Source organism: Flavobacterium fructosi, from assembly GCF_042787335.1.
Lineage (GTDB): Bacteria > Bacteroidota > Bacteroidia > Flavobacteriales > Flavobacteriaceae > Flavobacterium > Flavobacterium fructosi.
In genome coordinates, this window is the sequence record NZ_JBHZQA010000007.1 from 44,790 (window position 1) to 59,001 (window position 14,212).

Annotated in this window: 14 protein-coding genes; 6 read left to right on the forward strand and 8 right to left on the reverse strand. The window is 33.5% G+C overall.

The window, feature by feature from the left end; all coding sequences use genetic code 11:
• Positions 1 to 50: 50 nt before the first annotated feature.
• The 5 genes from ACFX5D_RS11555 to ACFX5D_RS11575 form a co-directional block, all read right to left on the reverse strand.
• Positions 51 to 1,235 (reverse strand): acetate/propionate family kinase, encoded by a 1,185-nt coding sequence (locus tag ACFX5D_RS11555; protein ID WP_379858345.1) that lies wholly within the window; start codon positions 1,233 to 1,235, stop codon positions 51 to 53.
• A gap of 78 nt (positions 1,236 to 1,313) precedes the next feature.
• Complete coding sequence (gene pta / locus ACFX5D_RS11560) at positions 1,314 to 3,407, reverse strand: phosphate acetyltransferase (protein ID WP_379858346.1); 2,094 nt, start codon at positions 3,405 to 3,407, stop codon at positions 1,314 to 1,316.
• Positions 3,408 to 3,460: 53 nt separating this feature from the next.
• On the reverse strand, positions 3,461 to 4,531 hold the full coding sequence (corA, locus tag ACFX5D_RS11565) for a magnesium/cobalt transporter CorA (RefSeq protein WP_379858347.1): 1,071 nt from the start codon (positions 4,529 to 4,531) through the stop codon (positions 3,461 to 3,463).
• 215 nt (positions 4,532 to 4,746) lie between these two features.
• On the reverse strand, positions 4,747 to 5,337 hold the full coding sequence (locus ACFX5D_RS11570) for a hypothetical protein (protein WP_379858348.1): 591 nt from the start codon (positions 5,335 to 5,337) through the stop codon (positions 4,747 to 4,749).
• Positions 5,338 to 5,477: 140 nt separating this feature from the next.
• Positions 5,478 to 6,206, reverse strand: a complete 729-nt coding sequence (locus ACFX5D_RS11575) for a bacteriorhodopsin-like (protein ID WP_379858349.1) — start codon at positions 6,204 to 6,206, stop codon at positions 5,478 to 5,480.
• Positions 6,207 to 6,317: 111 nt separating this feature from the next.
• Between ACFX5D_RS11575 and ACFX5D_RS11580 the strand changes: the two genes are divergently transcribed.
• The gene (locus ACFX5D_RS11580; protein WP_379858350.1) at positions 6,318 to 7,211 is read left to right on the forward strand and encodes a Brp/Blh family beta-carotene 15,15'-dioxygenase; all 894 of its coding nucleotides are present in this window, start codon (positions 6,318 to 6,320) and stop codon (positions 7,209 to 7,211) included.
• Positions 7,212 to 7,311: 100 nt separating this feature from the next.
• On the opposite strand, the gene dnaK is transcribed toward ACFX5D_RS11580, so the two are convergent.
• Entirely contained in the window at positions 7,312 to 9,198 is a 1,887-nt protein-coding gene (gene dnaK, locus ACFX5D_RS11585) for a molecular chaperone DnaK (protein ID WP_379858351.1), read from the reverse strand.
• A 667-nt stretch (positions 9,199 to 9,865) separates the two neighbouring features.
• On the opposite strand from dnaK, the gene ACFX5D_RS11590 reads away from it, so the two are divergent.
• The 5 genes from ACFX5D_RS11590 to ACFX5D_RS11610 all read left to right on the forward strand — a co-directional run bounded on the left by ACFX5D_RS11590 (position 9,866) and on the right by ACFX5D_RS11610 (position 13,000).
• Positions 9,866 to 10,414 carry a DUF2975 domain-containing protein gene (locus ACFX5D_RS11590; RefSeq protein WP_379858352.1) on the forward strand — a complete coding sequence of 183 codons (549 nt, stop codon included), beginning with the start codon at positions 9,866 to 9,868 and terminating at the stop codon, positions 10,412 to 10,414.
• Positions 10,415 to 10,417: 3 nt separating this feature from the next.
• Complete coding sequence (locus tag ACFX5D_RS11595; protein ID WP_379858353.1) at positions 10,418 to 10,645, forward strand: helix-turn-helix domain-containing protein; 228 nt, start codon at positions 10,418 to 10,420, stop codon at positions 10,643 to 10,645.
• Between the two features lie 169 nt (positions 10,646 to 10,814).
• The gene (locus ACFX5D_RS11600; protein WP_379858354.1) at positions 10,815 to 11,183 is read left to right on the forward strand and encodes a VOC family protein; all 369 of its coding nucleotides are present in this window, start codon (positions 10,815 to 10,817) and stop codon (positions 11,181 to 11,183) included.
• A gap of 120 nt (positions 11,184 to 11,303) precedes the next feature.
• Positions 11,304 to 11,978, forward strand: a complete 675-nt coding sequence (locus tag ACFX5D_RS11605; protein WP_379858355.1) for a GNAT family N-acetyltransferase — start codon at positions 11,304 to 11,306, stop codon at positions 11,976 to 11,978.
• A 296-nt stretch (positions 11,979 to 12,274) separates the two neighbouring features.
• Positions 12,275 to 13,000, forward strand: a complete 726-nt coding sequence (locus ACFX5D_RS11610; RefSeq protein WP_379858356.1) for a DUF6629 family protein — start codon at positions 12,275 to 12,277, stop codon at positions 12,998 to 13,000.
• On the opposite strand, the gene ACFX5D_RS11615 is transcribed toward ACFX5D_RS11610, so the two are convergent.
• Together ACFX5D_RS11615 and ACFX5D_RS11620 are read right to left on the reverse strand one after the other, a co-directional pair.
• On the reverse strand, positions 12,992 to 13,624 hold the full coding sequence (locus ACFX5D_RS11615) for a GNAT family N-acetyltransferase (RefSeq protein ID WP_379858438.1): 633 nt from the start codon (positions 13,622 to 13,624) through the stop codon (positions 12,992 to 12,994). The genes ACFX5D_RS11610 and ACFX5D_RS11615 overlap by 9 nt on opposite strands.
• A gap of 195 nt (positions 13,625 to 13,819) precedes the next feature.
• Entirely contained in the window at positions 13,820 to 14,176 is a 357-nt protein-coding gene (locus ACFX5D_RS11620; RefSeq protein WP_379850591.1) for a hypothetical protein, read from the reverse strand.
• Between the last annotated feature and the right edge of the window lie 36 nt (positions 14,177 to 14,212).

Consider the following 14,212-nt stretch of genomic DNA (forward strand, 5'->3'; position numbering starts at 1 on the left):
GCATAAAAAAAGCTTCTGAATTCAGAAGCCATTTTCGAATATGAAATTTTTTAATTCGTAAGTAATTCAAATACCTGATTTGCAATTTCAATTTCTTCATTAGTTGGAACAACCAATATTTTAGTTTTAGAATCAGGAGTGTTAATTTCTCGGATTTCCTTCGACCGAATTTCATTTTTGAATTCATCCAGTTTAATTCCGAAATAATCCATATCTGTACAAACCAATTTTCTAATGTAGGAGGAATTTTCTCCAATTCCTGCAGTAAAAACAATAGCATCCAATCCATTCAAAACAGCAGTGTAGGAACCAATATATTTTTTAATTCTGTACGCATTCATAGCTAATGCCAATTGACAGTCAGCATTTCCGTTTTCAGCATTCGCTTCTATATCTCTCAAATCGCTGTAACCGGTAAGCCCTAACATACCGCTTTGTTTTTGCAACATCGTATTAACCGCTTCCAGCGAATAACCCAATGAATTTACCAAGTAAAAAATCACGGATTGATCTACATTTCCACTTCTGGTTCCCATAATCAAGCCATTCATTGGACCAAAACCAAGTGTATGATCGATACTTTTCCCGTCTTTTATGGCAGTCATGCTACAGCCATTACCTAGATGAATGGTAATAATATTAACATTTTTATCTAAATGCGCAATTGCCTTTTCCGAAACATATTTGTGACTGGTTCCATGAAAACCGTAAACGCGTATTTTATTTTCCGTCAAAAGGTAATTTGGCAATGCATATTTGTGAGCCACCACAGGTATTGTTTGATGAAAAGCAGTGTCAAAAACGGCTACTTGTTGCGCATTTTTAAAGATTTCTTCGGCTACATTTATTCCTTCTAAATTAGCAGGATTATGCAACGGAGCTAAATCAAAAAGTTGTTTGATTTTATCTTTTACTTCGGTATTAATTACTACGGTATTTGAGAAAGCGCTTCCACCGTGAACCACCCGATGCCCTACAGCTTCAATCTCATTTGTGCTCTTAATCACTCCAACTGTTTCATCCATCAACAACTTTGCAATTTTCTCCAACCCTATTTTATGGTTGCGAATTGGTAACGTTTCTTCTAACTTAGTCGTATTGGTTACATAACTTAGGTTGGAAGTCTCTAATCCTATTCTGTCAATCATACCGGAACAAATGACTTCTTTTGCCGGCATGTCTATCAATTGGTATTTTATGGAGGAACTGCCCGAGTTTATAATTACTATTTTCATTTAAATTTTATTAAAAGATTAAAAAATTGAAGTATTAAAAGATTAATTTTTAAATACTTCAATCTTTAATTTAAAAAGCTACAATCCTTGTGCTTGAATAGCCGTAATCACTACCGTATTTATAATATCATCAACCGTGCACCCGCGGCTTAAATCATTTACGGGCTTATTTAAACCCTGCAACATAGGACCAATGGCTAATGCTCCCGTTTCCCTTTGCACCGCTTTATAGGTGTTATTTCCAGTGTTTAAATCCGGAAAAATCAAAACGCTGGCTTGTCCTGCCACTTCTGAATTTGGCATTTTACTTTTCCCCACTTCCATATCTACAGCAGCATCATATTGAATAGGTCCTTCAATTTTTAAGTCGGGACGTTTTTTTCGCACTATTTCGGTTGCAGTTCTTACTTTATCAACTTCATCGCCTTTTCCGGATGAACCGGATGAATAAGAAAGCATAGCTATTTTTGGTTCGATTCCAAAAGCTAAACTGGAATCCGCTGAAGAAATAGCAATTTCTGCCAATTGCTCTGCAGTAGGATTTGGATTAATGGCGCAATCTCCAAAAATAGAAACACGGTCTTCTAAACACATGAAAAATATTGAGGAAACTACAGTGGAATTTGGTTTAGTTTTAATGAATTGCAAAGCGGGTAAAATGGTGTGTTGCGTAGTATGTGCAGCACCGGAAACCATACCGTCGGCGTGCCCTTTGTACACCATCATCGTCCCAAAATAGGAAACATCTTCCATCAAATCTTTAGCCATTCCTAATGTCACGTTCTTGCCTTTTCGCAACTCAAAATACGTGTTTACATAATCATCATAATTTTCAGATTCTATTGGATTTATAATATCAACTGTCGAAAAATCAAATTCTAAACCCAACTCAGCTACTTTATTTTCTATTTGTTTTTTGTTTCCAATAATTGAAATATCAACGACATCCATCGCTAATAATCGAGAAGCGGCAATAATTATTCTTTCGTCATTTCCTTCAGGTAAAACAATGTGTTTTCTGTGTTGTCTGGCTCTTTTTACTAAGTTGTATTGAAACATTTTTGGTGTCATACCCTCCGCTTCAAAAGTAATTAGCTTTTCAGCCAAGTTATCTAAGTCAACATATTTTTCAAACGTACTGATCGAAATTTCAATTTTTTGCTTGTTATTTGCGTAAATTTTAGATTTTATTGATCCAATTTTATTGGTGATATAGTAAGTCCCTTCCTCAACGGCTATAATTGGAACAACAGTAGAAAGACCCTCAATTAATTTCAGAATACTGATCTCCGGCAAGATATTCCCTGTCAATACTATTCCGGAAATAGAAGGATAATTTACGGATTCATTCGCTTGCAGCGCACCAAGAATAATATCCGCTCTGTCGCCTGGAGTTATCACCAGACTATTTTCTTTCAAATGCAATAAATAATTGCACAGTTGCATTGCTCCTACACTGAAATTTCCGGTTTGATTGTTTAGGTGTGCTGCACCAAATAAAACTTTAGCATCCAACTCATTTACAATTTCCTGAAGTGTGGGATTATTCAAATTATGGATTAAAGGAATTGAATTAACCAACACACTCTCCGGCAGGCTTTTTTTCAATCCATTAGTTACCAATTCTATATTCTTAGGTTCTACTTTATTAGCAATTACAGCCAATACTTCGACATCTTTTACCTTAAATGAATCATAAGCAAGATAAAGGCTATCAATTAACTCTTCTAATGTTTTACCCACGCCTGAACCCACAATAATCGTTGGAATACCAAGGTTTTTGGCAATCAAAACATTCATATCTAATTCGATAACAGTCCCTTCACCAGTAAAACTGGTTCCTTCTACTAATACAAAATCAAAGCGCTCCTCTAATTTTTTATATTTTTCAATAATCAAATCCAGAACCTCCCCTATTTTACCTTTGTTCTTTTTTTTGATTAGTTTACTTTTTGTAATCGCGTAAGCATCTTCAAACTGAATATCCAAACCAAAATGACCAATCACGGTTTCAATATGATTATCAAATCCGCCTTCTTCGGTATCTTCTATAATTGGTCTAAAGTACCCCACTTTGGCAGTCTTACCAATTAGCATACTCATCAATCCCAAAGTGACAATTGACTTACCGCTATTTTCTTCGCTTGTTGCTATATATATGGCCTTGTTCATTTTTTTATTTTTATATTACTTCCAAAATAAATTGGATACAACGCATTTAATTACTAAAACCAACGACGTTTCTTAAAATAAATAATCATACCTATTACTACCAAAAACATGAACCCTACAACAATGTAATACCCATTCCGGTAATGGAGTTCAGGCATAAACTCAAAATTCATTCCATAAACACCTACAATAAAGGTAAGCGGAATAAAAATAGCCGAAACAATAGTCAGCGTTTTCATAATCTCATTCATCTTGTGCGTTTGTGCCGAGAAAAAGAAATTAGAAGCACTTTCCAATGAACCCATATCCGATTCTATTTGTTCGAGAAGCTCCAAACTTTTTTGATGTAATCGAGTAAAAAAACTGAAATTTTCTGCTTCTATGGAATTAAATACATTATCGTCTTTTATGCTTTTAATGTCGTACAAAGAATCTCGTAACGGAATAATAGACCGCTTCAGAAAATTAAAATTATCGCGATGTTTTTCAATCCTTTCCAAAATTATTGGGTCAGCACTATTTTTAGACAGGTTAATCAGTTCTTCTACTTTATCTTCTTCATTCTCTATCGTGATATAGAAATTTTGCATAATGGCATCCAGAAGAATATACAAAAGATAGTCCGCCTTTTTTGTCCTTACAATTCCAGTATGCGTTCTGATCCGTTCTCGAATATGAATGAAAAAATCACTACTTTTTTCCTGAAAAGAAATCAAAACACCATCCTTAATAAGAAAACTAATTTGTTCCACGCTAATATTATCTGAATCTCCCACTGGCAAAAGTGATTTTATATTAAAAAATAACGTATCTGACAATTCTTCTAGTTTTGTTCTCTTAGTGGTATTCAAAATATCAGCAAGCATGAAATTATCAATATTAAAATAGACTCCAATGGACTTTATTAATTCAATATTATTTAAACCATGAATATTTAACCAATTGTTTTTTTGAGTATTGATATATTTATCCAGATCCGAAACTTTAAAATCCTCATATTCTGTCAAATCAAAATTGTCAAAAACAAACAACTGCATTTCTGATTCTTGGGTGTTATGAACCCCGGTATATTCCAGATTATAAGGTTGCAGTTTTCTTCCTTTCTTGTACTTAATTTTTCTCATCCAAAATTGTTTAGCTCGTAATATTACGAAAAACTTTTATCAATGAATGACTACTCTAGCAATTTGCCACTGATAAAAACAAAGATATGCAGAAATAACAATTCCTTATATGAGATTAATCATGTATGACTTATTAAAAATATTTATTTCTCTATAAAAAACAAACCCGACTCATTTTTGAAACGGGTCGGGTAAAATCGTAAAAACTAAATTTATTATTTTTTCTTCGATGGTCCGGCAGAAACAAAAACAAACTTTTTATCCGCAGGATGGTAAACCATTTTATTTTCCATCGCTTTGTTTTTCAATACCACGTCTCCTTGCTTGTTTACTATACATTCAAAACCTTCATTTCTAATTCGGTCTATCGTTTCAGAAACCGTTTGTTTGTCATCTAAAAAATGTATTTCAGTTATTTTTATGGTAGTTTGTTCATTGGACAAGACTTTTGTTTTTGAAGCTAATTCACAAATTATAGAAACGGTTGTCACTGCAACCTCTGTTTTTAATTTGGTTTGAAGTGTCTTTTTTTCCAGCCAAGTTATTTTATGCAAAGTAGTTCCTTTGGTCGTAAAAGCTTCAATTTTACATTCTAATGGCAACCTGTCTACATCAAAACTTTTCAGTAAAATCGTATCTTTTTTTGCTCCTTTATTAGTGAGAAACAAATAAAAATTATTCTTAATCATTTCTGCCGAAACATTATCTGATTTTGCAAAAACGGAGGAAGTTGTTGCTTTTTTGCTCTGGCTAAATATAGCGGTATAAAAAAAGAACAGGACTAGTAGTAAGATTGTTTTTTTCATAACTCTTTCGATTTCAAAAGTATCGAAAGTACAATAATATTTAATACAAAAGGAGCGCATATCGTTTTAAACAAAAAATAAATTCCATAAAAAAACCGAACTATCCCTAGTTCGGTTCTTAAAAATAAAGAAAATTAAAATTATGTGGTTTGTGATTTCAATGCTAAATTGTAAACTACTAGTCCAAAGCCAATTTTATTGATGGCATCTGCAATGTTATAAACGACATCAATATTAAGACCTAATCCATGTATACCATTGTACCAGCCGTCAGTTCCTAACATATATCCCAATGGATATATTGACCATCCAACTAACACGAACCAACATAATATTTTATGAGCGGCCAAAACATTTCCGCCCGCTGCTGCTGCTATTTTAGAAGCATTCCCAAGCCAGATTTCATAGACAATTACGAAATAGGCAATACCTGAGATTAGTCCCCATAACCATGCATTAGGACGATCTACTGCTTCTCCGAAATAGCCTGTAAGCAGCATAACTAGTGATAGAATTATCATTTTCCACATCAATGATTGCTTCGCACCCGCAACTTTTAAAATTAAGAAAAACTCAACACACATCAACGGAACGGTTAACGTCCAATCGACATAACGAAAAAATGTAGGCGATTCCTGGAACGTAGCCCAGTAGTCTCTCATGTAAAAATAATGTACGGCAGCAATGAAAGTAATCAAACCTGAAACTAATATTGAAGTGCGCCATTTTTTATCAAATTGATTTAATGATAAAAAGAAAAAAGCCGAAGCAGCCATCATAGCCATGCAGCCAACAAAAAACGTAAATCCTACATAATCAGTAGGTGATAATCTTGCAAGTAATCCCGGAATAAACATAAAATTTGTCATAAATAATTAAGGTTAAATGATTTGTCAATTCAAATATATAAAAAAGGTAAACAATAAAAACATACTTTGTTTAATTTTTTTATATTAATTTTAAACAAAATATAAATTTAAATGTCTAAATATTCAAATATCTCAATTGTTGTAAGCTTTTTTGGATTATGGCTTGATTCTTTTTTTTCACATCAGGTTCAAATTATTATTGGATTTTTATTGATATTTTCCTTTGGAATTTTACACGGGGCAAATGACTTGCTACTAATCGAAAATATCAGCACTAGAAAACAGGCTTTTCCTTTCTTTAAAATAGTAGGATATTATATACTAGTAGTTTTGGTCGGTGCGCTTTTATTTTATTTAATACCTTGGTTAGCATTACTTCTGTTTCTTATTGTAAGTGCTTATCATTTTGGAGAACAGCAATGGCAGAATTTAAAGCCGCTAGTATCAAAACCGTTTTCATTACTATTTCAACTCATTTATGGCGCTACGATCTTGTTTTTGCTATTTGCTTTTCATCTTATTGAAGTCCAAAAAATTGTATTTCAGATAATAAAAATTTTAATAGATAGCTATTATATTGTAACAGTTCTGAAAATAATTAGTGTTATTTTAATTGTATTAGGGACTTATTTATATTGTAAATTTGAAATAGTACATAAACAGCTTTTAACAGAAACTTTATATTTACTGCTATTTATCATTATTTTTAAATCTTCTAGTTTGATATGGGGATTTGCTTTATACTTTGTCTTATGGCATAGTATCCCCTCCATAATTGATCAAATAAAATTCCTTTATGGAAATTACTCTTTCCCGTTTTTTATTACCTATTGCAGGTCGGCATTGTTGTATTGGGGAATATCCATTTTGGGGATTTCAGTTCTCTATTTTGTATTCCGGCAAGAACAATTATTCAATGCATTGTTTTTTTCCTTTTTAGCTGCGATAACATTTCCGCATGCCTTAGTCATTACAAGAATGTTTAGTGGCAAAGAACAAGAATAAAAATCGAAATCAACACCATAAAAAAAACCGTTCACCAAAGGCAAACGGTTTTCTAAATCAACAATAAAGATGCACCGCAGTGCATCTTTACGGGAAATTATTATTTTACTTCTTCGAATTCAACGTCTTCAACATTGTCACCTTGTGCAGCATCCCCTTGAGGTTGTGCTTCAGATTGACCTTGTTCTCCTTGAGCATACATCGCTTCAGTTGCTTTTTTCCAAGCAGCGTTGATGTTGTCAAGAGCCGTTTGAATTGCAGGAATGTCTTGAGATTGGTGTGCCATTCTCAATTCAGTTAATGCATATTCTACAGCAACTTTGTTTTCATCAGATAATTTAGCACCTAATTCTTTCAACTGAGTCTCAGTTTGGAAGATCATTCCATCTGCTTCGTTCAATTTTTCAGCTCTCTCTCTTGCAATTTTGTCAGATTCAGCATTAGCTTCTGCATCTTTTTTCATTCTTTCGATTTCTTCAGCAGTTAATCCAGAAGAAGCTTCGATACGAATATCGTGAGATTTACCAGTTCCTTTGTCAGTTGCAGAAACTTTGATGATACCATTAGCATCAATATCAAAAGTTACTTCAATTTGTGGAACACCTCTTGGTGCTGGTGGAATACCATCTAAATGGAAACGACCAATAGTCTTGTTATCTGCAGCCATTGCTCTAGCTCCTTGCAAAACGTGGATTTCAACTGTTGGTTGAGAATCTGCCGCTGTAGAGAAAACTTGAGATTTTTTAGTTGGAATGGTTGTGTTAGGCTCAATAAGAGTTGTCATAACACCACCCATAGTTTCGATACCTAAAGATAAAGGCGTAACGTCAAGTAACAATACATCTTTTACATCTCCAGAAAGAACTCCACCTTGAATAGCTGCTCCAATTGCAACAACCTCATCAGGGTTAACTCCTTTAGACGCTTTTTTACCAAAGAATTTCTCTACTTCTTCAGCAATTCTTGGCATACGAGTAGAACCTCCTACAAGAATAACTTCGTCAATATCAGAAACAGATAAACCAGCATCTTTCAACGCTTTAGCAACTGGTGCCATAGAACGTTTTACTAAAGAATCAGTTAATTTTTCAAATTGTGCTCTAGTTAATTTTTTAACTAAGTGTTTTGGTCCTGAAGCTGTAGCAGTTACGTAAGGTAAGTTGATTTCAGTTTCAGCAGAAGAAGACAATTCAATTTTTGCTTTCTCAGCAGCTTCTTTCAAACGTTGCAAAGACATTGGATCTAAACGTAAATCAATACCTTCTTCAGTCAAAAATTCAGCAGCTAACCAGTCAATAATTTCGTGGTCAAAATCATCCCCACCTAAGTGAGTATCTCCGTTTGTAGACAATACTTCAAAAACTCCGTCTCCTAATTCAAGAACAGAAATATCAAATGTACCTCCACCTAAATCGTAAACAGCAATTTTTTGATCTTTACCTTTTTTATCAAGACCGTAAGCAAGCGCTGCTGCTGTTGGCTCGTTGATAATACGCATTACTTTAAGACCTGCAATTTCACCAGCTTCTTTTGTAGCTTGACGTTGTGCATCATTAAAGTAAGCAGGAACAGTAATAACCGCTTCAGTTACTGTTTGACCTAAATAGTCTTCAGCAGTTTTTTTCATTTTTTGAAGTGTCATAGCTGACAATTCTTGTGCAGAGTATAAACGTCCATCAATATCAACACGTGGTGTATTGTTGTCCCCTTTTACTACTTTGTAAGAAACTCTTTTTGCTTCAGCCGAAACTTCAGAAAAAGAATGACCCATAAAACGTTTGATAGAAGCAATAGTCTTAGTTGGATTAGTTACCGCTTGTCTCTTAGCAGGATCTCCTACTTTAATTTCTCCACCTTCAACAAAAGCGATGATAGATGGTGTTGTTCTTTTTCCTTCTGCGTTAGGAATAACAACTGCTTCATTACCTTCCATTACAGAAACACAAGAGTTTGTCGTACCTAAATCAATTCCGATTATTTTACCCATTTTTAATATATTTAATTTTATTGTATACTAGTTTTAATGACTCGAAGTCGATAAGTCAATCTTTGTGCCAATGCAATACACCTTCTCAAATTGTCAGTTTCTGTTATAATTGGCGTGAAAAAATCTGACAAGATGACATTTTAGGTCCGCTGTCATTATTCTAGAACTTGTCATCCTTACTGTGACACTCACCATAACCGAAGCTTCAATTTATTTTAGGAGCTATTTCCCGCTATTCGCTGTATCTTTTCTTTTTTAAAGAAAAAAAGAAAAGGATGCCGCTGTTATCGGGGCTTGGGATTCTGATTCTTAATTTCTAGTTGTTTTTTTAAATTACTTTTGCATATCGGCAATAATAACTCGTAAAATTTTTGTTTTCGCCTGGTCACTTCTTTATCCAACTTGTTGAATAAGATTATCTGCTTTGCAAATCTAAATGCAAAAGCAAGCGTCCCACTGGGTCCCTAAAGCAGTCACTTCCAAAAAATTTAACATATTAACTAAAATAGCTTTACAACTGCATTTTGAGCAACTTTAACAAACATTTAAAATCAATCTTGTTTGTCTTTCTATTTTATAATAAATAAACATTGATGAAAAATATATTTTTATTGTTTTTCAATAAATTATAATTATATTTACTGAATACTCATAAACCAAAAAAAAAATGTCAATAAAAAAAGACACTTTCCTTAAAGCTTTACAAGTAGTTTTATGCATACTTTTCATAGACATCTGTATAGAAGCAGGAGGCTTTATATTCAATACTTTCTTTATATTAGTCATTAACCCTGTTGATGCAAACAAATTTTGGGCGGAGGTAAATTTGTCTGAATTATACAATTACAATCAAAGTTATTTTATCACGGTAACATCGCTTATGATTATTGTAGCACTAATGAGACCGGTAATGTTTTATATTATCGCGAAAATTTTTCACCATAAAATACTTAATCTATTACAACCATTCAACGAAACAGTACGCCATTTTATTTTAAAGACTGCTTATTTGGCATTAGGTATTGGCTTTTTGTCTTTCTGGGGTGCAAAATATATCCAAGATTTAGTAAACCAAGGAATGCAAATGCCCGACTTACAACACTTAAGATTAGGAGGAGCCGATGTCTGGTTGTTTATGGCGGTTATACTTTTTGGAATTGCTCAAATTTTTAAAAAAGGAATCGAGATACAAAATGAAAACGACTTAACCGTATAAGCCATGCCTATAATCGTAAACTTAGATGTAATGATGGCAAAGCGAAAAATGTCACTAAACGAACTTTCTAAAAAAGTGGATTTAACACTTTCCAATCTTTCTATTTTAAAAACCGGAAAAGCAAAAGCAATCCGTTTTACCACTTTAGAAGCTATTTGTAATGCACTAGACTGTCAGCCTGGAGACATTCTAGAATACAGTGATAGGGCGAGAAAAACAACAAACCAATAACGGCGATTTAGTTGAATTTGAGTAATAGTTTTTAATTTAAAGTTGGTCTTTAACTCGATTCAAACAGTAAGAATCCGAAAAATAAATCTTATTTTAGTCTTCCCAAGTCTAGAATTTGTCGAGCTATCACAAAAAAAATATACACAAATTAAAAATTAAAATCTAAAAAATGCAGTATAAAGCTAAATCAATCAGACCTTTCATCGGAGCCAAAGATTATGAACTATCGCGTAATTTTTACCGTGATCTTGGATTTCAGGAAATCACTTTATCTTATGAGATGAGTTATTTCGATAAGGGTGACTTAGGCTTTTATTTGCAAAATGCGTATGTCAAGGATTGGATAGACAATACAATGGTTTTTATGGAAGTAGAAAATGTGAAACAATTTTGGAAGGAATTAGTAGCATTAGAACTTACATCAAAATATGAAAATATTAAATTAGTACCTATCCGTGAACTCGATTGGGGAAAAGAATGTTTCTTGCACGATCCTTCAGGAATTCTATGGCATTTTGGAGAATTTACTACGAAATAGAACACAAAAGACGATGGTATTTTGAGCTTTCCACAATACTAACAATCCCGCATCCATTAAACACGTAAAATGTTGCGAAACCCATAAAAATATAATTGCAAAAACAGATAACAATTTTCCATGAAAGAAATCGACAAACTTGATAATCCAGTTTGGCATTCCTTATCCGAGAGCCATCATAGTTTTGCTATTGACTACAATACTGTAAAGTTCTACCAACCGGATTATTGTCCGTTTGGAGGTTTTACAGCCGTTGATACCACCTACACCGCTTTTACTGAATATTCTAAATTAGTAGCTAATTTCTTCATTGTTGGAGAAAAACCAAAAATTCCAAATTCTTTAAAATTGAACAAGGAATTAGTTTGCCTGCAGATGGTAGTTACTGATAAAATAGACATGGAAATTAAAGACGAAATTGTGGAGCTTGGTCCTGAACATTACGAGGAGCTTTATGAATTAATTTGTTTAGTACAACCCGCTTATTTCAAAAGGAAAACATCTTTATTAGGAAGGTATTATGGAATTTTCAAAAACAACAAACTCATAGCGGTAACAGGAGAAAGGATGAAAATGAATCACTATATTGAAGTAAGTGCAGTAGTTACGCATCCTAATCATACTGGAATGGGATATGCAAAACAACTTACGACCCATACTGTAAATGCCATTTTTGATCAAAGCAAAAAACCTTACTTACATGTAGCCGAAACGAATAGCATCGCTATTGCATTATATAAAAAACTGGCTTTTACAACCAGAAGGAAAATTAGTTTTTGGAATATAGTAACATAAATTTTTATAATTTACTGATTTTCAGTTGCTAGATTCAAAACTTATTTATACATTAGCTATAGATGAGGAGCACTAATTGTGAAAATCCCACTATCCCCAAAATCTTATTACTATTGACAAGTTAGAAAGCATTTTAAAACTTAACTAACTTTTAGGTTACATCAACTGTTTCAATAATGATGATTAAATGCTTATAAAAGCAAATAATTATTCTTTTTTTCTTTAACATTTGTGTGATACTTTCATTCCAACCTACTTTAAATACAATAATTTTTAATTAATTTAAACTAAAACTTATGTGTTTTTCAGCTAGTGCCAGTTTTGGGGCGGGTATAATTCTTGCAGCGGTGAGTGTTATTTCAATAAAGGAGGTAAGAAAACCATCTGAGATTTATTTCGCCTGTATTCCTATTATTTTTTGTGTACAACAATTTGTAGAAGGCTTTTTATGGTTAGCATTGACTAAACCTTTTTTTGCACCGTTGCAACAAATCACAACGTATATCTTACTTTTTCTTAGTCAGGTTGTATGGCCGTTGTGGATTCCTTATGCAACATTAAAGCTAGAAAAAGAACACGAAAATATAATTTTCCAGCGAGCGCTGCTTGCAATTGGTGCTTCGATTGCTTTTTATTTAGGATATTGTTTGCTGAATTATTCTGTTGAAGCACAAATTAGCGGCTATACTATTTCCTTTGCACAAGACTATCCAATGCAATATAGTATTCCTGCTGGCCTATTATATATTATAGCAACTGTCGCTCCGCCTCTATTTTTAACCATTAGAAAAGGCTGGTTATTGAGCATCACAATTATTATTTCCTATAGTATCACTACCATTTATTACCAAGATTATATTGTCTCAGTTTGGAGTTTGTTTTCATTATTCATTGGTGTATCCGTTTTGGTAATTATGGATGAAATTAGGTATCCGACTAACAAAAATTCTAAATACTACTATTCAAGTGAGCGCAGTAAAAATGCCAGTATCTCCAATCAGGACTTTAAAGCTTTACACTAATTGGGACTTCAGATTTTCTCTAACGCTTTCAAACCATTCGTTTCTGAGGATACTCAAAATAATGCTGTCACGACGAACATCACTGCCTAAAGTTGGCATGTGATTTCTTAAGATACCTTCTACTTTGCAACCTATGCTTTTCATGGCTGCAATACTGCGCTGGTTCTTATTATCAGCACGAAATTCGACACGTTCCATCTGCAGAGTTTCGAAGGCAAATTGCAAAAGCAAAAATTTACAGTGTTTGTTGAGTCCGGTTCCTCTAAAGTTTTTACCGTACCAGGTATAGCCCAACTGCAAGGTTTTGAATGGCAAACTGATATCGTAAAAACGGGTACTTCCAGCATATTTCCCTGTTTTTTTGTCAAAAACAATAAATGGGAATTCGGTTTTATTTTGTTTGGCTTTTAAGGCAATTTGGATATAATTTTCTAAATTCTCTTTTCCGTTGGCTCTTACCAAAGAATATTCCCAAGTATCTGGTTCATTGATAGAGAATTCCAATAGGTTTTCAATGTCACTTTCCTGCAAAGGGCGCAGCAAAACAGCTTCGTTTTCAAGAATAGTATTTTGAGGAAATTCTAAAATTGCAGTTATTATTTTTTTCGCTAATTTATAAAAAATCAAACACGATTAATATCGCTTTCTCTAATTTCCCTGCGGTTTTTTAGCCCAGATGGAAATGAAAAGCCCACGCTGTAAAAAAACAATTTTTCTTGTTGTAAAAGAGCGACCAGAGGAAGCTCCTTTTAGGACTTAGAAAAATATTTTTTTTATATGTGGACTTGTAATGTAGAGCTGGATTAGCTGCTAAAAATACTATTCACTCATTTCGTCGTAACGCTCCGGAACTTGCGGATCGTAAAGCGGACATTTGAATTCAGCCATGGTATCTACCAGAAGATCCATGGTTTTACCTTCGGTACCGTAGCAATCGATTTGGATGCTTTGCGGTGTAATTTCTACTTGAAAAGCGCCTTTACCATTTGGGTTTTTCCAACTATTTTCGTCTACCTTGTCCCATTTTGAAAACACCGAATTGATTCTATTGAGAATAACAATAGTAGGAAGCTGCTCCAAACCATCCACTTCTTGTTGCTCTATAATGGCTTCATAAACCTCTTGATGGTTTAGATAAATGCCTTCCAAATATCTCCAAAAAACTAGTTCGTACATTTAAAAAAAATTAAAAGATTGAAAAATTAAAAGATT